We start from the raw sequence: 17,415 nt of genomic DNA, 5'->3' as shown, positions 1-17,415 counted from the left end.
CAACATGCAGGAAATCTGGATCGACTACCTCAATGCCCTCGACACCGCCGCGCTCGATCTAACCAACGATGAGATTCTCTCGGCAGTCGAGGCTTCCCTGGCTGCGCAAGGCCGTCGTGAAACGGTGATCGAACCTCGGGTCCATCTAGTGCCCGAGAGTTCCGACAAAGGCCATTTCAATGTGTTGCGGGGCTACATCAAGCCGTTGGGAGTGGCCGGGGTCAAAATCGTCGGCGACTTCGTGGACAACTACAAGAAGGGGCTTCCGTCAGAGATGGCGGTGCTGAACCTGTTCGATCCGGAGACCGGGATGCCACGTGCCATCGTGGATGCGACTGCCATCACCGATATGCGCACTGGTGCCCTGACCGCACTGGGAGCCAAATACCTCGCTCGCAGCGACAGCCGGATACTCGGTCATGTTGGAGCTAGAGGCACTTCCTACTGGAACGTGCGCCTGCTCGACCATCTGTTCGATTTCGATGAGATTCGCGTTCACTCGCGCCGGGAAGAGAGTCGCACGATGTTTGCCGAACGTCTGGAAGCCGATCTCGGCAAGAAGATCGTTGTGACCGATAACTGGCAGGACTGTCTCGACGGGGCCGACATCATGCTGGAGGCCAGCCGCTTGCCGGAGCCTACGCCGCTGTTCAAGACCGAGTGGATCAAGAAGGGCGCGCTGGTCATCCCCTACGGCACTATGAGCGCGTTGGAGAACGACATTACCGATGTCATGGACAAGGTGGTCGTCGACGACTGGGGACAGTGTGCCCCGGGGCGACCCTACGGAGCCCTGCGTTACCATGTCGACAGTGGCAAGGTGACCGAGAAGTCCTTGCATGCCGAAATCGGCCAGATCGTCGCCGGTCTAAGGCCGGGGCGCGAGAGCGACGACGAGACCCTCTTGTTCTGGCACCGTGGACTCAGTACGAGCGATATCGCGCTGGGCGTGGCGATGCTCGACAAGGCGAAGTCGATGAACCTCGGTCAGAAGATTCGCTTCGCCTGATGGCTACCGTCAGTCGCGGGGCGGTCGTCGCCTGTTCCCGCATGTACAACGTCAGTCCGCTGAGCCGCCAGTGCTGGGATGAACTGTTCCATTGGCTTGCCGCTGTCAGTGGGGTGGCGCTGGAGATTATCGGTCACGCGGCCCCGGCATCGCTGTCGGCGTTGTGGCAGCGCACGGATCTCGGCATGGCGTTCATGTGTGGTTACCCCTATTCCCAATTGCCGGAAGAGGAACAACCGCATGCGCTCGTGTCGGCCGTCCCCAACGCCGAGTGGAGCGAGGGTCGGGCGCAGTATGCCAGTTATCTGGTGACGCGGGCTGGCGGGAATATCTCGTCTGCCGATCTGACCGCTTTACGATGGGGCTGGACGGTGACGGATTCCCAGTCCGGCTACCATGCCCCTCGCGAGTATCTGGCCCTGACCTGTGGGCGGATGCCGGGGCCTGCGGCGCATGGCCCGCTACTCAACCCTCGGGGCATGATCGATGCCATTCACCGTGGCGTCGTCGATATCGGTGCCGTCGATGCCTTCGGTTATGAGCTCCTGCGGCGTCACGATCCCGACATCCTGGCTTCGCTCGCCATTCTCGATATCACCCGTCCGGCGCCTTTTCCACCATTGGTGGCATCGCGGTCGCAGCCGGATGAGGTCGTCGATGCGTTGAGACAGTCGTTACTGATGGCTCACGAGGATCGCGAGGGGCGGAGGCGTATGGCAGCGCTCGGCATTCGTCGATTCGAGTTGCCTGATATGGCGGCAATCCGTGAGCTATCGGCCCGAGCCGAGATCGCCACTTGCCAACTCGGCGGTAGCTGGTGAGACGCTGGCTGGACTATTCTCCCGAACAACAAGAGCTTATGCGATGAAATGGGTTCCCAACAATCTCGACCGATTGCTCGAAGCGTTGATCGAACATCTCTATCTGGTGTTCTCCTCGATTGCCATTGCCCTCATCATTTCCCTGACCGTGGGTATCTGGGTCGCACGGCGTCCGCGTGCTTTCAACGTCACCGTGATCATCACCGGGATCCTGTTCGCTATCCCGAGCCTGGCGCTGTTCGCGCTATTTATTCCTGTGCTCGGTATCGGCAAGGCACCAGCCATCATCGGACTGGCGGCGTATTCGCTGATGATTCTGGTACGCAACATCGGCCTTGGCTTTCAGTCCATCCCCCGAGAAGTGCTCGAGGCTGCTCATGGCATGGGTTATGGGACCTGGCGACGTATCTGTGAGGTGGAGCTGCCATTGGCACTACCTTTCATTGTCGGTGGCATTCGCATTGCCACGGTGACCCTGATCGGTATTGCCACTGTAGCGGCCTACATCAACGCCGGCGGGATTGGCGAGATCATCTTCGAAGGCATCAACCAACGGTTCTCCGAGAAGATCATTGCCAGTGGCGTGCTGACTGCGCTGCTGGCGTTGTCTACCGACTATCTGCTCTCCGCTCTCGAAGACCGCTTACGCCGTCGTTCTGGGAGGGAGGCTCGATGATAGTCACCGATGCCATTACCTGGATTCTGGACAATCGCTCCACGTTCATGGTCGCCTTCAACCGGCACATGCTGATGTGTGTCATCTCGCTGGGCCTTGCTGCACTCATCTCTATCCCAACGGGATTCATGGTCGCGCGCTCGCCGAGAGCCGCATTCGTTTCGGTCAACACCGCTGGTTCGCTGCGCTCGATTCCCAGCTTGGCGATACTTGCCGCCACCATGCCGTTTCTCGGCATAGGGCTCCTGCCTTCGCTGGTTGCCCTCATCGTGCTCGCCATTCCGCCATTGCTGCTCAACACAATTCTCGGTATCCGTGAAATCGATCCGGCGGTACTCAATGCGGCCAAAGGCATGGGGATGGGGCGGCGAGAGATCCTGTGGCAGATCGAATTGCCGCTGGCCATGCCCTCGATCATTACGGGTGTGAGAACCAGTGCGATCCAGGTTATCGGCGGTGCGGCACTGGCCTCGTTCATCGGTGGCGGCGGGCTCGGCGACTTCGTCAACGCCGGCATCGCGCTCATGAACATGCCTCGCTTGCTGGTAGGTGCTCTACCCATCGCGCTGCTGGCGATTGTCGCCGAGATACTTTTCGGTTGGCTTGAACGTCGCTTCACACAAAAACGATAGACAAGGATTACCATCCGATGATCAAGCTCGAACATATCACCAAGGTCTATCCTGGCAGCGATCAGTATGCCGTAGAAAATCTTGATCTGGAGATCGAAAGCGGCTCCACGGTTACCATGATCGGTCCCTCCGGTTGTGGCAAGACTACCACTATGCGCATGATCAACCGTCTGGAGACGCCGTCCCGTGGCAGGGTTCTGGTCGACGGTCACGATATTGCGCACGTCGACCCGAAGGCGCTACGCAGAACGATCGGTTACGTCATCCAGCAAGTGGGGTTGTTTCCCCACATGTCGATCGAAAGGAATATCGCTACGGTGCCACGTCTGCTGGGCTGGGAAAGGGCGGAAACCGAACGCCGGATCGATGAACTCCTGGACCTCGTCGGGCTCGACCCGGACGTCATGCGAAAGCGTCTTCCGCATGAGCTGTCGGGCGGTCAGCGTCAGCGCGTAGGATTCGCCCGCGCGCTGGCAGCGGATCCCGACATCATGTTGATGGACGAGCCCTTCGGTGCCATTGACCCGATCACCCGGGTGCGTCTCCAGGATGAATTCCGACAGATTCTGCGGAAGGTGAGTAAAACGGTGGTCATCGTGACCCACGACCTCGATGAAGCGATCAAGATGGGCGACCGCATTGCTATCATGCGCGACGGTCGACTATTGCAGTACGACACGCCGGAAGCCATCCTCGCCAATCCTGCCAATGACTTCGTGGAAAGTTTTCTGGGTCAGGACAGGGCGATCAAGCGCCTGGCGCTGATCAACGTCAGACAGATGATGGAACCTCCCCGAAATGTCGGTGTGACTCGCTCGATCTCTGAGGAAGCCAACCTCCACGCGGCGCTTTCGCTGATACTGGCGGAGCGGCTCGATGGTTTGGATATCGTTGGCGCTGACGGTGGTAGAGTCGGCTATCTCCCTCGTGAGCGCGTCCTCTCTGCTCAATATGAAGTCACGGAAGCATGAAAGGTCGCAACACGGGCAATGTCTAAGGAATGGAGCATCATATGATGCTCCTCGATAAACAATGATATCCGGTTTTTGACCGGCATCGCCGAGGTGATGCCGTAGCCGTTATTTATTCGGCTGCTTGGTGACGCGCAGGTAAGGCTTCTTCTCGTCCCAGCCGTTGGGGAAGAGTTCCTTGGCCTTCTCGTTGTCGATCGAAGGCACGATGATCACGTCGTCGCCATCCTGCCAGTTGACCGGCGTGGCGACCTTGTGGCTGTCGGTCAGCTGCAGGCTGTCGAGCACGCGCAGGATCTCGGCGAAGTTGCGGCCGGTGCTGGGCGGATAGGTGATGGTCAGGCGGACCTTCCTGGCCGGGTCGATGATGAATACTGAACGCACGGTGTTGGTGCCGCTGGCGTTGGGATGGATCATGCCGTAGGCCTCGCTCACCGACCGATCGGCGTCGGCCAGCAACGGGAAGTTGAGCCCACAGCCCTGGGTCTCTTCGATATCGCCGACCCAGCGCGTGTGATCGTCCAGTGGGTCGACGGAGAGGCCGATCGCCTTGGTGTTGCGGCGCTCGAATTCCGGCTTGAGACGTGAAACTTCGCCCAGCTCGGTGGTGCAGACCGGCGTGAAATCGGCGGGATGAGAAAACAGGATGACCCAGCTGTCGCCGGCCCACTCGTGGAAGTTGATCGGTCCGTCGGTGCTTTCCTGGGTGAAATCGGGAGCGATATCGCCGAGTTGCAAAGCCATGACTTTCTCCTGTAGTCCGTGGCGGCTCCCAGTCGGAGCCTTTGAGATTGACTCTCATCATGACGAGTCGAAGCGGGGTTGTGAAACAATGGATCGCGCTAACGACATGCCATTCCATTCGTTTCGCGAAAGGCCGCCGCCGTATCCTACTCTCAACGTGGTAGCCGGCAGCGGTTTTCTCAAGGGGCTTTTAGGATAGAGCGTCACTAGTTGGCGGGCGCGGCGGCCCCCAGATAGTGCTGACGCCAGTAGCGGATATCCAGCGAAGAGACGGTCACCGTGCGGCCGCTACCCGGAGCATGGATCATCTGGCGATCGCCCATGTAGATACCCACATGGGTGGCCCGGCTGCCGGAACCGAAGAACAGCAGGTCGCCGGGGCGGGCGACGTCGATCTCGTCGAGGGCGTGGAACTGATCGTTGGAGGTTCGCGGCAGTGAAATCCCGATCTTGCCGTAGGCCATCTGAACCAGTCCCGAACAGTCGTAACCGGCAGGCGTGCTCCCACCCCAGCGATAGGGCGTGCCCAGTGCATCCTTGGCGGCGGACATCACCAGAATGCGATCGATGGAGAGGTTGTTGCCATCGATGGCAGGCCCGTCGTCGCGAGTGGCGATCGTTTTCTGCGAACTGCAGCCCGCCAGCAGAAGCAGCAACAGACCAATACACAACAGACTCAGACGAGAAAGAGGCAGCAGTCGGCAAACGCCGGGGCGAGGGGGGTGTCGCGCGATGGCGCATCGAGTGAAAAGGTATGGGGTCGTGCCTGTCGCCATGCCCGTGGGCCCTGTCTACCGGTTTCACTCGAGTGTAGAGCAGGGCCTCGAGGCTGCAAAGTCGTTGTCGGGGACTATGTCTAGCCTGGATGGCCTTGGCGTAAAAGCGAGGAAGTGACCACGCTCAGAGACAGACCGAACGCGGCAAAGGAGCCGGCATCATTGCCTGGCGCTGCTGTAGATGTACCGCACAGACCACGCGCAATAGCGATGCAAGGTTGCTGACCTCGCCTTTTTCGGCAATGACTTCGCTGTAGAGCTGGCTAATGAAGCGCGCCGTGGAGAGCTGCTGGCTCGCAGCCAAGGCATCGAGAATCTCCCAGAATTCGTTCTCCAGTCGCACGCTCGTCACGCAACCCTGCAGACGAACAGAGCGGGTGATGTTGTCATAGCGCCGTGTGTCGGTACTGGCGTAGAGATGACACATAACGACCTCCTGTGGCGATGCGCGACGATAGCCGTCACGCGAGTGATCAAAGTTAGCCGTCTAAACGCCCGCTTGACCATGCGACTTGAGTCGCCCATGACGATCGTATCGTGATCTCTGTCTACCACCTTAGCCGCAGTAGTAGTCCGCTAATACCCACGTGCCAGCGGCGTTGCTTACTCTGAGTCCAGATCGTCGACGGTGACGATTCCAGTCAGACAGGAGTGCGCCATGACAACCCCCTCTCTCTCGCGTCGCGTTTTCTTGAAAGCCAGTGGTGGAACCCTGGTCGGTACGCTGGCGTATACCAACGGCGCCATCGCCATGCTGGCACCTGAGCGAAGTTGGGCGGTGATCACGGAACAGTTCGACGATCATCAGGCCCGCACATTGCTCGTTTTCACTCGCCATCTGCTGCCCCACGACAAGCTCGAGGACGCAGTCTATGCGCTGGTGGTCAAGGATCTCGATCGCCAGGCCGCCGACCCGGAGATGCGCCAGCAACTCACCCACGGCATCGCCACGCTGGACCGCCAGTCCAATGGCGAATGGCTCTCGCTGGACGAGGGCGCTCGCCAGGATCAGGTAGAGGCAATCGTCGGCTCGCCGTTCTTCAAGACCGTTCACGGGAGCGCCATCGTCGCGCTCTACAACAACCCTTTGGCATTCGCCCACTTCGGCTACGGCGGCGGCGTGGATGACTCGGGCTATCTGCATCGCGGCTTTGACGATATCGCCTGGTTACCGGAGCCGCCCAACGCGGCGAGCGGGACGCTTCCCGCTGACTCGACCTCGGCCTGACCTCGGGGCGGCGCTAATCACGAAGAGGAGAAACGGCGTGACGGACTACACCAATCAACGCGTTTTCGACCATGACGACGATGGCGTCGTGGTGGTCATCGGTTCCGGTGCCGGTGGTGGCACGCTGGCCAACGGGCTCGCCCGGCAGGGGATCAAGGTGGTGCTTCTGGAGGCCGGCGGCCTGCACACCCGCACCGATTTCCATACCGACGAGTGGCGTGCCTACGAGCAACTCTCCTGGCTCGATCCGCGCACTACATCGGGCAGTTGGCGCGTGGCGCAGGATTTCCCCAATCTGCCGGCATGGATCTGCAAGACGGTGGGAGGCTCCACCAGCCACTGGAGCGCCTGCAGTCTGCGTATTCAACCTCACGAATTCGAAGCGCGCACTCGGTATGGCGCGATCGAAGGGACGACACTGCTCGATTGGCCGATCGGCTACGACGATCTGGCACCGTACTATGATCGTGCCGAAAGGCGGCTCAACGTGACCCGCACCAACGATATTCCGGGTCTGCCGGGCAACAACAACTTCAAGGTGATGTACGCCGGCGCCCGGAAGCTCGGCTACGAGTGCAATACCGGACGTATGGCGATCAATAGCCGTCAGGCGGATGGCCGCGATCCTTGCCAGCAGCGAGGCTTCTGTTTCCAGGGCTGCCGCTCCGGTGCGAAGTGGTCGACGCTCAACACCGAGATCCCCGAGGCGCTGGCGACCGGCAATTGCGAGATGCGTACCCGTGCACACGTCGCCGAAATCACCCATGACGCCAGTGGCAAGGTAACCGGTGTCAGCTACTTCGACGGTAACGCAGAGCTACGCCATCAAAAGGCCCGCGTGGTGGCGGTCGCCGGCAACTCGATCGAGACGCCGCGACTGCTGCTCAATTCAGCTTCGACGCTATTTCCGGACGGCCTGGCCAACGGCAGCGGCCACGTCGGCAAGCACTACATGCGCCACATGACCGGCTCGGTCTACGCCGCTTTCGAACAGCCGGTGCACATGTATCGCGGCACCGTGATGGCAGGAATCATTCCCGACGAATCGCGTCATGACGACAGCCGGGGGTTCGCCGGCGGCTACGAGATGGAAACCATCGCGCTGGGCTTGCCGCTGGCGGCGGCGTTCCTCAATCCAGGCGCCTGGGGGCGCGACTTCACCCGCATGATCGACCAGTACGACCACCTCGCCGCGATGTGGCTGGTCGGCGAGGACATGCCGCGCGACACCAACCGAGTCACGCTCAACCAGGAGGTACGCGATCAGCACGGCCTGCCCGTCGCCAACGTCCACTACGACGATCACGACAACGACGTCGCCATGCGCAACCACGCCTACCGGCAGGGCAGCGATGTCTACCGCGCTGCTGGCGCCGTGGACGTCTATGAAGTGCCGCCCTATCCCTCGACCCATAACCTCGGTACCTGCCGCATGAGCGAGAAGCCGGAAGACGGTGTCTGCAACGGCTTCGGCCAGACCCACGAAGTGAACAACTTGTTCATCGCCGACGGCAGCCAGTTCACCACCTCCGCGGCGGAAAATCCGACACTGACGATTATCGCGATGGCGATGCGGCAGGCAGAACATATCGGAGAGCAGATGAAGTCTAGGACCATATAGGCGGTAGCCGCGAGCGAACGCCCGAAGCCCAAGAATCGCGACGAAAAACACGAGGTGCAGAACACCACAACGGGAATGCGAGATTCATCGACTTCTCCGCCCGGCAAAGGGGCGGATATCGAGTGCAGGAACCACCAGCAACAGGAGAGACGACATGGCTACCCCCACGAAAAATCAAGAGAAACCCCGCAACGTACTGGTGACCGGCGCCGCTCGTGGCATCGGTCGCGCCATCGCCCTGCGTCTGGCCGAGGATGGCCACAATGTGGCGGTCAACGATGTGTCCGCCAATCGCGATGCCTTGCAGGGACTCGTCGGCGAGATTCGCGACCAGGGACGCAGGAGCTCGGCGGCGATCGCGGATGTATCCCAACAGGGTGAAGTGGAGGACATGGTGACCCAAACCGTCGCCGATCTCGGCTCGCTGGACGTGATGATCGCCAACGCCGGTATCGCGCACGTGCAGTCGCTATTGGAACTCGACGCCGACGACTGGGACAAGGTGATGTCGGTCAACCTGCGTGGTGTCTTTCTCTGCTACCAGACCGCGGCCAAGCAGATGATCAAGCAGGGCAACGGCGGCAAGATCATCGGCGCGGCCTCGATCGTCGCCTATCGTCCGTTCGCGCTGCTCGGGCCCTACTCGGCCTCCAAATGGGGGGTGCGCGGCCTGACGCAGGCGGCGGCGATGGAGTGGGCCAGGCACGGTATCACGGTCAATGCTTACTGCCCGGGTATCGTCGGTACTGACATGTGGGAGTTGATCGACGAAAAGCTCGCTGCCGAGGAGGGTTGGCAGAAGGGCGAGGCGCTCAAGACCTACTCGGGCGCGATTGCGTTGGGGCGTGTCTCGGTGCCGGAAGATGTCGCGAGCTACGTCTCCTATCTTGCCTCGCCGGATTCGGACTACATGACCGGACAGTCGGTGATGATCGACGGGGGTATCCAGTTTTCCTGATCGAAAGATGTCCGGCATCTCTTCCGGCTGCTCGGCAGCTTGTGCCGGGCAGCCTCTGCCCCCACTGTCTGATAACGTTTTCCGATTCCATTCACCTTCCATCAGGAGCCTTTCATGGCCATCGCCGAAGATCGGGTCCCCGGCGTACACAGCGCCCCGGCGGAAACCCACGGGTTCGTGCTCAACCACACCATGCTGCGTGCCAAGGACCCCGAGGTTTCGCTTTCCTTCTACACACGGGTGTTCGGCATGCGTCTGCTGCGCAAGCTCGATTTCCCCGAGATGCAGTTCACGCTCTACTTCCTCGCGCGGGTCGACGATGTGAGCGCCATTCCCGAAGACGACGGCGAGCGCACTGCCTATACCTTTTCGCAGAAGGGCGTGCTGGAGCTGACGCATAACTGGGGCAGCGAGAACGATGCTGAGCTTCAGTATCACGACGGCAATGCCGAGCCGCAGGGTTTCGGGCACATCTGTTTTTCGGTACCGGATCTCGTAGCAGCGGAGCAGTGGTTCGACACCCACAATGTCGAGTTCAAGAAACGCTCGGATCAAGGCAAGATGAAGAACGTGATTTTCGTCAAGGACCCCGACGGTTACTGGATCGAAGTCGTGCAGCCCTCTCTGTCGAAAGGGCTGGGACGAGATTCGGGAGCGGCGGTGTCGCGAAGCGCTTGAGCCTTGAAGATCGGGACTCCGTGAACGTGGAAACGACAAGTTTGATCCTGGTCATGCTCCCGATTCGAGTAGTTACCGAATCCAGTTCAAACCAAGCAGGTCATGCTTCACCGCCCTGGTCACGATAACTTTCGATCATTCTTCGGAAATCAGGGTTGTCCACATAAGCGACATTGAAGCGTGACCAGGCGACTGGCTCCCGGAGAGCGACAGAGAAGATCGAACCGGGAGCCAGGACGAAATTTTGCTCCAGCATGTAACGGGCAAGGGCATCGGCATCGTCGATGCCGGGAAAACGAGCCCAGAGGTAGAGGCTGGTTTCCGGTCTGCAAAACACTTCGGCACCCATTTCATCGAACTTGGCGAGACCATGCTTGACTGCACGGGTGGCATGCTCGGCCAGGTGCAGGGCGTGTCTGCGAAAACTTCCCTCCTCCAGAATCAATGCCAGAGTTCGCTCGGAGATTTCCGAAGTGCTGGCGTTGATGAGCATATTCAGGTCTGCCAAGCCTTCGGCCAACGTGCGATCGCAGGCAATGAATCCCGAGCGTAAACCTGCAGATATCGATTTCGAAAAGCTGCCTACGTAGATGCAGTGGCTGAACCCGCCCAGCGACGCTACTCTCCGGCTCTCAGGCGGACCGAATTCTGCCAGGGCGTCGTTCTCCACGATGGTGAAGTTGTGTTTTCTTGCCAGTGCCAGCAAGGTCCTGGACTTCGATGGAGATGTCGTGGACCCCGTTGGATTGTGAGAGACCGACTGGGTGAAGAATAACTTCGGCCTTTCCTGTGTCGCCCACCGAGAAACCGCATCCAGGTCTGGACCATCGGCCAGGCGTGGAACCGGAAGCATTCTGACATTGCCCAACCGGAGCTTTCCGAAAAGCAAGTAGTAGCCCGGATCGTCGATCATGACGCTATCACCGGGGGCCAGCGAAAAGCGGATGATCAGGTCCAGTGCCGAATTGACACCGGACGTGGTCAAGATATTGTCTGGAGAGGCATCGATTTCGTGATCCGCCAGCTTCTGTGCCAACTGCTCTCGTAGTGGTGGATAACCGCCGTGATAACCATAGCGAATGGCGGAAAGCGATCCTCCACTGATGGCTTTCCGGTAATGTCGCTCCAGCGCGATCTCCTTGAGCCAGTGCGCGGGCGGAAATCCTTCTCCCAGTCGTGAGGGACCGGGATTTCTCACCAGCTGTTCCCGCATTAGCCAGATATTGTCCATGGCCCGGTCGAGTTCGCGAGGTGTGTCACTGTCATCGATACGTTGGGTGGCAAGGCCGGTAACGAAGAAGCCAGCGCCGTGGCGGCTTTCGATCAGCCCCTCCTTCACCAACCGGCCATAAGCGTTGAGCACCGTGTTTTTCGCCATTCGATGTAGCGCCATGAATTCCCGAATCGAGGGTAAGCGGTCGCCCTTGTGTAACGATCCGCTGGCGATCTGACGGCGAACGATCTCAATGGCGCGTTCGGTAAGAGTCTGTTTTTGACGCACTGACAAAGCGTTATCCTCGTCGAAAGTAGCAGGAATATCCTCGACACCGCTCCTTCTCCAGCCTTGTTCATTCCGTCGACAGGAGTGTACCCATCATACTGTTACCAAGACATAGGTACAGTATGTGGGGTGGTGATGTTCCGTTAGTCTGGCGCTATTCGTTCACCACAGAGTTGTCGCCATGACCTGCTCGCGTATCGCTGATTTCCGCAATCTTTCACCTCGTGATCGCCTCCAGAAGCTCGTGGAAATAGAGGCTTTGTCAGATGACGAGGCGACAAAGTTGATGAGTCCCGGCGTCCTGGGGCTCGAGACAGCCAATGGCATGATCGAGAACGTCATCGGGACTTTCGAGTTGCCGGTGGGAGTCGCCACCAATTTCATCGTCAATGGTCGAGAAGTATTGATTCCCCTTGCCGTGGAAGAGCCCTCGGTCGTTGCTGCGGCCTCCTATATGGCCAGGCTGGCCCGAGATAGCGGCGGCTTCACCACGTCCTGTAGCGAGCCGTTGATGCGAGCACAAATCCAGCTGCTGGACATTCCCGACCCGCATAACGCTCGACTGAGTATTCTCGCCAACAAGCAGGAGATCATCGACAAGGCCAACGCCTGCGATGGCCTGCTCAATCGACTGGGCGGGGGGTGCAGGGACGTCGAGGTTCATGTTTTTCCCCATACGGCCAGCGGGCCGATGGTGGTGGCGCATCTGATCGTGGATGTTCGGGACGCCATGGGAGCCAATGCGGTCAATACCATGGCGGAAGCCGTCGCCCCTCTTGTCGAAAGCCTGAGCGGCGGTCGCGCCTGCCTGCGTATCCTCTCCAACCTGGCCGATCTCCGGTTGGCGAGAGCCCAGGTCAGGCTCTCCGCTGACCAGCTGACCACCTCGAGATTCGACGGCAAAGCCGTGATCGAGGGAATCGTCGAGGCATACCGGCTCGCGGCGATCGACCCCTACCGGGCGGCGACCCACAACAAGGGCATCATGAACGGCATCGATCCCCTGATCATCGCTACCGGTAACGACTGGCGCGCCGTCGAAGCCGGGGCGCATGCCTTTGCCAGCCGCCATGGACATTACGGCTCGCTATCGACCTGGGAGAAGAATACCCAAGGTGATCTGGTGGGGACGCTCGAAATACCCATGCCGGTGGGATTGGTCGGCGGCGCGACCCGTACGCATCCGCTCGCGCAGCTGTCGCTGAAGCTCATGGGTGTCGAAACCGCCAGCGAGCTGGGCGAAATCGCGGCGGCAGTGGGCCTGGCTCAGAACCTGGCCGCCCTCCGGGCGTTGTCGACGGAGGGCATTCAAAAAGGACACATGGCGCTGCATGCACGCAATATCGCGCTGACAGCCGGCGCGACGGGGGGCGAGCTCGACCTCATCGTGCGGCGAATGGTCGAGGAGGGGCGCGTCAGCGCAGATCGTGCTTCGGAACTGCTGCGGCAGCAGCGCGGAACGATCTCATGACGACCGGGGAGCCGGTGCGACTCGTCGAGGTTGCCGCCCGAGATGGCCTCCAGAACGAGTCGGAGGTGCTGCCTGTCGCGATGCGGGTCGAACTGCTCGAACGCTTGGCCGATACGGGCTTTCGCCATCTGGAAGCCGGTGCCTTCGTCTCCCCGCGCTGGGTACCCCAGATGCAGCAGACTCGGGAGGTGCTCGGCCGGCTGAATCGGCGACCGGACATTACCTACTCCGTACTGGTACCCAATTCGAGAGGGTTCGAATCTGCACGGGCCGCGGGGGTCGACGAGGTCGCGGTATTCACGGCGGCTTCCGAAGCCTTTGCCCATCACAATATCAACTGTTCCATCGCCGAGAGCCTGGCGCGGTTCGAGCCCATCATGCCGCTGGCTGCGCAGGCCGGCATCCGCGTCCGGGGTTACATCTCCTGTGTGCTGGGTTGTCCCTACGCCGGCGATGTCGACCCGCGGAAAGTGGCGACGATTGCCCGGCAGCTATTCGACATGGGTTGCTACGAGGTCAGTCTCGGGGACACGACTGGCATCGGCACACCACGCCGCACTCGTGAATTGATCGAGGCTTGTGCACGGCAGCTGCCCGTCGGCGCCTTGGCGGGGCATTTCCACGATACCTGGGGAATGGCCGTCGCCAACGTGCAGGCTGCGCTGGAGGCCGGCGTGCGGGTCTTCGATGGTTCGGTCTCGGCTCTGGGGGGCTGTCCCTACGCACCGGGTGCCACGGGTAACGTGGCGACCGAATCCCTGGTACGCCTGCTCGAGAGTCAGGGGTTCGATACCGGCATCGACCTGGAGCGTTTGGTCGATGTTGCCGAGTGGGTCGACCGCAAGCTGTCACGGCGCATGCCTTCACCCGTGGCCAGGGCCATCCGCGCCAATCGTGGTCGAGGCGACCATCGCGGCAACCAGCAAGAGGAGGGTTATGACAATGAGAAATGACCGATTGCTCGAGGTCTGGAATGACACGGTGGATGGTCATCACCTGATCGGCTCGCTGATCATCGGTGGGGCGGTCAGCTTGGGCGCTTTTCAGGCGGCCGAGTGGCTGCTTGGCATGTTCATCGATGACCCTCGAATGGCGCGGACCTACGCCATGCTGTTCGGCATCATCGGTTGCGTGGTAGGCGGCGCGATTTGCGCATGCCTCTTCCGGCCCAAGCGGGAAGTCGTCGAAGACACCGTCGACACGGAAAACCTGCAAGGGGTGCTGGCTGCACTCTACGCCGATTACGGCAGCAGGGGCGGCGTGGAGGATTTACCGGAGGCCGTCCGATCGGAGTTGAGGGAGCTCGAATTGGAAGAGGCCTTTCTGGTCTATGAGCGTGATCATGTCCAAGGCGACGCCGTTGCGCTGGCCGAGCATGACCTCGGGCGGGCGGGTCGGGAAGGAGTGAAGTCATGATGGATGCCTTGTTGGCACAGCTTCCCGTCGCATTGGGCATGGGCATCATCGGGGCCGTGGTATTTTCAGCGATAGGTCTCATCTCCGGCAGTGACGAGACCACGACCATCGCGCCCTTGACGTTACTGGTCGTGCTGATCGGCGTTCCGCCCGCCGGTGTGTACACTTTCTTCCTGGCAGGTGCGGTATCCAAACACATGACCCATGCCGTACCCACCGCACTGCTGGGGATTCCCGGCGACACCATGGCCACGCCAATGATGCGCGAGGCGAACTATTTGCGTCAGCTGGGTGTGCCGCACATCGCTTTGCGCAAGATGATCTCCGGTGGCGTCATCGCTGCCCTGATCGCGGTACCGGTGACCGTGGTCTTCGCGCTCCTGCTGGCGCCTTTCGGTGGCTTCGTGCAGCACACCGCGCCCTACCTCTTCTTGATCGCCGCACTGGCCATCGCCTACTTTTCTCCTGGTCGCTGGGCAGCGGTACTGGCGTTGGGGCCGTTCGTGCTGATAATCGTCGCGCTGCAGAATCTCACCGCCGCCCACGGCGTCAAGTTGGGCGTCAGCTATTTCCTGGGCATTGCCATCGGGCCGCTGATTTCCGACCTGTTTCTGGTATTGTCGCCTGCCGAGCGAGCCCGGCGGAAACGGGATCGACCTGCCCGGTTTTCGCTGGCACCCGACGTCAAACGCTGGAGCGGTTACTTCCCCAACCCCCTCAAGGTCCTGGATTCCCGCCAGGCGAGTTGGACGATAGGCACTGCCGTGGCCTCCAGTCTCACCTTCGTGTTCAGCCCGGTAGCCATGACTGTCATCATGGGTGAGGTGGTATCAAGCCGCATTCGACATGTCTATCACCGCTTGACGACGACGCTGGCGGTTCGCAATGGCGTGACCGAGTCGACCTATATCGCCGAGGCCCTCATTCCTTTGATGGCATTCGGCCTGCCATTGAGTCCGGTCGCTGCGGGTCCGGCGGCGCCGCTGTTCAACGCGCCACCCCGTTTCACCGTGGATAGCGCCAGCGGCCAGGTGAACAACCTGCACAATCTGCTCGGGACTTGGGAGTTTCTGATCTACGGGCTACTGGCGGTCGTGCTGGCGCTGCTGATCGCCTACCCCTTCTCGATGAACTACGCCCGCCGTGCTGCCTCCTTCGTATCCCGCAACATCAGCCACGAAGCGATCATCGGCACCTTCGTCGGGCTCATATTGGTGATCGGTCTCTGGGAGGGTGGCCTGTTGGGTTTGCTGGTCGTCGTCACGGTGGGGCTGGTAGGCGGATTCCTGTCACGTCTGTTGGGCTTCAATATCGGGGTGCAGTTCATGGGGTTCTACATCGCCGTATTGACCGTGCCAGCGTTGACGGCTCTGTTATGAGCCGAACATCCGATACCGCTCTACAGGATTGCTCGCCATCGAATGCGCGGATGGCGCTCAAGGCACGTCCCCCGGCGTCTCTCCACCCGGCAGGGTGTCGCTAGGGCGTTGGGGTAGATCGCCCCGGGTCGATGCATAGGGGGAGCGCCGCAGGCAGCGGCGGTCGATCTGCTCGAGGGATGGCCGTCCCAGCTGCGCCATCAGGTTGTGCAACTGATCCTTGAGCAGGTCGATGGCATGGGCCGCCCCGGCCTCTCCGCCCAGCGCCAGGCCGTAGAGCGTGGCGCGGCCGCAGAGCACGCCTTCGGCGCCCAGCGCCACGGCCTTGGCGATGTCGCTACCGCGGCGAATGCCGCTGTCGAGCAGCACGTGCATCGAATCTCCCACCGCGTCGACGACCTCGGGCAGCGCATCCAGCGTCGCCGGCGCGCCGTCGAGCTGGCGGCCGCCGTGGTTGGTGACGATCACGCCGTCGGCACCGATGCGCCTGGCCTCGAGTGCGTCCTCGGCATTGAGAATCCCCTTGACCAGCAGCTTGCCGGGCCAGCGCTGGCGAATGTCGGCCAGCACCTCCCAGGTCAGTCGGCGCGTCATGCGCTGGTTGATGTAGCCAGCCGCGCTGCCCGCACTCTGCTGTTCCCTGGGTAGATACTTCATCAGGTTGCCCAGCGTCGGCAGCCCTCGAGGCCAGAGCGCGCGATAGGCCCATTGCGGATGCAGGCCGGCATCCAGCAGATAGGGCAGCGCCAGGCGCCGGGGATTGAGGTAGCTTCTCGAATCCCATTCGCGACGCCCCAGCACCACGGTGTCCGTCGTGACCATCAGCGTTTCGACGCCGACGTTCTTCGCCCGCTCGAGCATGTCGTTGCGAACGGCTTCATCATCCAGCACGTAGAGCTGAAACCACAGTCGTACGTCCGGTACCGCTTTCCTGAGGTCTTCGAGGCTCGTGCAGGAGACGGTGCTCAGGGTGAACGGTATACCTCGGCTGGCGGCCGCACGGGCCAGCGCGATATCGCCATCGCGCCACAGCATGCCGTTGTAGCCGGTCGGGGCAATCGCCAACGGCAGTTCGGCAGGGCCATTCAGCAACTGGGTGCGGCTGTCTCTGGCTTCGACGTCGATCAGCGTACGCGGCTGCCAACCCCAGGCAGCGAAGGCATGGCGGTTGTCGCCGAGCGTGATCTCGTCTTCCGAGCCGCCGTGAACATACTCCCAGGCGAAGGCTGGAAGACGTTGGCGTGCCATCCAGGCGAGTTCATCGGTGCTCTGGGCGCGGCGCCAGGCATAGTGCGAGGAGTAGCGTCGTTTCACGGGGTCTCTCGATGTTGGCAGAACAGTGATGGAATCGACGTTAGGCTTTGTACGAAAACTGCCTGCGCTCGGCCATACGGCGTTAAAAAACAGCTCAAAGTACTCATTTACACCCCGTAAACTGGTGCGCCAGCCCGGTCCGTCTTCGCTGTTTTTTGCCTTGTCTGGTCATCGCTCGCCGACTTTTCGTACGAAACCCTAGCACGCCAACCATGGGTCG

Annotated in this window: 18 protein-coding genes; 13 read left to right on the top strand and 5 right to left on the bottom strand. The window is 60.9% G+C overall.

The window, feature by feature from the left end; genetic code table 11:
- Positions 1–4 precede the first annotated feature (4 nt).
- From F0A16_RS10555 to F0A16_RS10535, 5 genes are read left to right on the top strand one after another with little or no spacing between them, the layout of a single operon-like run.
- Positions 5–1,009, top strand: coding sequence for an ornithine cyclodeaminase family protein (locus F0A16_RS10555; protein WP_149435364.1), 1,005 nt, complete (start codon positions 5–7; stop codon positions 1,007–1,009).
- The gene (locus tag F0A16_RS10550; protein ID WP_223119765.1) at positions 1,009–1,830 is read left to right on the top strand and encodes a phosphate/phosphite/phosphonate ABC transporter substrate-binding protein; all 822 of its coding nucleotides are present in this window, start codon (positions 1,009–1,011) and stop codon (positions 1,828–1,830) included. Before F0A16_RS10555 ends, F0A16_RS10550 begins: the two co-directional genes overlap by 1 nt.
- A 43-nt stretch (positions 1,831–1,873) precedes the next feature.
- Positions 1,874–2,506, top strand: coding sequence for an ABC transporter permease (locus F0A16_RS10545; RefSeq protein WP_149435363.1), 633 nt, complete (start codon positions 1,874–1,876; stop codon positions 2,504–2,506).
- A 47-nt stretch (positions 2,507–2,553) separates the two neighbouring features.
- The gene (locus F0A16_RS10540) at positions 2,554–3,138 is read left to right on the top strand and encodes an ABC transporter permease (protein WP_223119764.1); all 585 of its coding nucleotides are present in this window, start codon (positions 2,554–2,556) and stop codon (positions 3,136–3,138) included.
- 17 nt (positions 3,139–3,155) lie between these two features.
- Entirely contained in the window at positions 3,156–4,109 is a 954-nt protein-coding gene (locus tag F0A16_RS10535; RefSeq protein WP_149435361.1) for an ABC transporter ATP-binding protein, read from the top strand.
- A 108-nt stretch (positions 4,110–4,217) separates the two neighbouring features.
- Here F0A16_RS10535 and F0A16_RS10530 read toward each other — a convergent pair whose 3' ends face one another.
- The 3 genes from F0A16_RS10530 to F0A16_RS10520 form a co-directional block, all read right to left on the bottom strand.
- Positions 4,218–4,853: a peroxiredoxin gene (locus F0A16_RS10530; RefSeq protein ID WP_149435360.1), complete on the bottom strand. Its 636-nt coding sequence runs from the start codon at positions 4,851–4,853 to the stop codon at positions 4,218–4,220.
- 206 nt (positions 4,854–5,059) lie between these two features.
- A complete protein-coding gene (locus F0A16_RS10525) occupies positions 5,060–5,524 on the bottom strand; it encodes a C40 family peptidase (protein ID WP_239023787.1) in 465 nt (154 codons plus the stop codon).
- Positions 5,525–5,753: 229 nt separating this feature from the next.
- The gene (locus F0A16_RS10520; RefSeq protein WP_149435358.1) at positions 5,754–6,056 is read right to left on the bottom strand and encodes a ribbon-helix-helix domain-containing protein; all 303 of its coding nucleotides are present in this window, start codon (positions 6,054–6,056) and stop codon (positions 5,754–5,756) included.
- Positions 6,057–6,287: 231 nt separating this feature from the next.
- Between F0A16_RS10520 and F0A16_RS10515 the strand changes: the two genes are divergently transcribed.
- From F0A16_RS10515 to gloA, 4 genes are all read left to right on the top strand, one after another.
- On the top strand, positions 6,288–6,857 hold the full coding sequence (locus tag F0A16_RS10515; protein WP_239023786.1) for a tat (twin-arginine translocation) pathway signal sequence: 570 nt from the start codon (positions 6,288–6,290) through the stop codon (positions 6,855–6,857).
- Between the two features lie 37 nt (positions 6,858–6,894).
- On the top strand, positions 6,895–8,478 hold the full coding sequence (locus tag F0A16_RS10510) for a GMC family oxidoreductase (protein WP_239023785.1): 1,584 nt from the start codon (positions 6,895–6,897) through the stop codon (positions 8,476–8,478).
- A gap of 154 nt (positions 8,479–8,632) precedes the next feature.
- Positions 8,633–9,436, top strand: a complete 804-nt coding sequence (locus tag F0A16_RS10505; protein WP_149435355.1) for an SDR family NAD(P)-dependent oxidoreductase — start codon at positions 8,633–8,635, stop codon at positions 9,434–9,436.
- Between the two features lie 114 nt (positions 9,437–9,550).
- On the top strand, positions 9,551–10,114 hold the full coding sequence (gene gloA / locus F0A16_RS10500; protein ID WP_149435354.1) for a lactoylglutathione lyase: 564 nt from the start codon (positions 9,551–9,553) through the stop codon (positions 10,112–10,114).
- A 100-nt stretch (positions 10,115–10,214) separates the two neighbouring features.
- On the opposite strand, the gene F0A16_RS10495 is transcribed toward gloA, so the two are convergent.
- Entirely contained in the window at positions 10,215–11,615 is a 1,401-nt protein-coding gene (locus F0A16_RS10495; protein ID WP_149435555.1) for an aminotransferase-like domain-containing protein, read from the bottom strand.
- A 181-nt stretch (positions 11,616–11,796) separates the two neighbouring features.
- Here F0A16_RS10495 and F0A16_RS10490 point away from each other — a divergent pair, with 181 nt between their 5' ends.
- Genes F0A16_RS10490 through F0A16_RS10475 form a run of 4 tightly spaced genes read left to right on the top strand, consistent with a single transcriptional unit; the run spans position 11,797 to position 15,881 of the window.
- Positions 11,797–13,086, top strand: coding sequence for a hydroxymethylglutaryl-CoA reductase, degradative (locus F0A16_RS10490; protein WP_149435353.1), 1,290 nt, complete (start codon positions 11,797–11,799; stop codon positions 13,084–13,086).
- On the top strand, positions 13,083–14,039 hold the full coding sequence (locus F0A16_RS10485; protein ID WP_149435352.1) for a hydroxymethylglutaryl-CoA lyase: 957 nt from the start codon (positions 13,083–13,085) through the stop codon (positions 14,037–14,039). The genes F0A16_RS10490 and F0A16_RS10485 overlap by 4 nt, the downstream gene beginning before the upstream one ends.
- Before the next feature lie 4 nt (positions 14,040–14,043).
- Positions 14,044–14,502, top strand: coding sequence for a hypothetical protein (locus F0A16_RS10480; protein WP_149435351.1), 459 nt, complete (start codon positions 14,044–14,046; stop codon positions 14,500–14,502).
- A complete protein-coding gene (locus tag F0A16_RS10475) occupies positions 14,499–15,881 on the top strand; it encodes a tripartite tricarboxylate transporter permease (protein ID WP_149435350.1) in 1,383 nt (460 codons plus the stop codon). The genes F0A16_RS10480 and F0A16_RS10475 overlap by 4 nt, the downstream gene beginning before the upstream one ends.
- 57 nt (positions 15,882–15,938) lie before the next feature.
- Here the strand turns inward: F0A16_RS10475 and F0A16_RS10470 are convergent, their stop codons facing one another.
- Positions 15,939–17,195 (bottom strand): alpha-hydroxy acid oxidase, encoded by a 1,257-nt coding sequence (locus F0A16_RS10470; protein WP_223119763.1) that lies wholly within the window; start codon positions 17,193–17,195, stop codon positions 15,939–15,941.
- Positions 17,196–17,415: the final 220 nt, after the last annotated feature.

Source organism: Salinicola corii, from assembly GCF_008298015.1.
GTDB classification, from domain to species: domain Bacteria; phylum Pseudomonadota; class Gammaproteobacteria; order Pseudomonadales; family Halomonadaceae; genus Salinicola; species Salinicola corii.
This window is presented reverse-complemented; position numbering and strand designations above follow the sequence as displayed.

What these genes read in the sequence shown, in the direction of transcription:
- F0A16_RS10535 (WP_149435361.1), top strand. Translation starts at nt 3,156, where the DNA reads ATGATCAAGCTCGAACATATCACCAAGGTCTATCCTGGCAGCGATCAG.
- F0A16_RS10490 (WP_149435353.1), top strand. Translation starts at nt 11,797, where the DNA reads ATGACCTGCTCGCGTATCGCTGATTTCCGCAATCTTTCACCTCGTGAT.
- F0A16_RS10520 (WP_149435358.1), bottom strand. Translation starts at nt 6,056, where the DNA reads ATGTGTCATCTCTACGCCAGTACCGACACACGGCGCTATGACAACATC.
- F0A16_RS10505 (WP_149435355.1), top strand. Translation starts at nt 8,633, where the DNA reads ATGGCTACCCCCACGAAAAATCAAGAGAAACCCCGCAACGTACTGGTG.
- F0A16_RS10515 (WP_239023786.1), top strand. Translation starts at nt 6,288, where the DNA reads ATGACAACCCCCTCTCTCTCGCGTCGCGTTTTCTTGAAAGCCAGTGGT.
- F0A16_RS10540 (WP_223119764.1), top strand. Translation starts at nt 2,554, where the DNA reads ATGGTCGCCTTCAACCGGCACATGCTGATGTGTGTCATCTCGCTGGGC.
- F0A16_RS10550 (WP_223119765.1), top strand. Translation starts at nt 1,009, where the DNA reads ATGGCTACCGTCAGTCGCGGGGCGGTCGTCGCCTGTTCCCGCATGTAC.
- F0A16_RS10485 (WP_149435352.1), top strand. Translation starts at nt 13,083, where the DNA reads ATGACGACCGGGGAGCCGGTGCGACTCGTCGAGGTTGCCGCCCGAGAT.
- F0A16_RS10555 (WP_149435364.1), top strand. Translation starts at nt 5, where the DNA reads ATGCAGGAAATCTGGATCGACTACCTCAATGCCCTCGACACCGCCGCG.
- F0A16_RS10545 (WP_149435363.1), top strand. Translation starts at nt 1,874, where the DNA reads ATGAAATGGGTTCCCAACAATCTCGACCGATTGCTCGAAGCGTTGATC.
- F0A16_RS10475 (WP_149435350.1), top strand. Translation starts at nt 14,499, where the DNA reads ATGATGGATGCCTTGTTGGCACAGCTTCCCGTCGCATTGGGCATGGGC.
- gloA (WP_149435354.1), top strand. Translation starts at nt 9,551, where the DNA reads ATGGCCATCGCCGAAGATCGGGTCCCCGGCGTACACAGCGCCCCGGCG.
- F0A16_RS10530 (WP_149435360.1), bottom strand. Translation starts at nt 4,853, where the DNA reads ATGGCTTTGCAACTCGGCGATATCGCTCCCGATTTCACCCAGGAAAGC.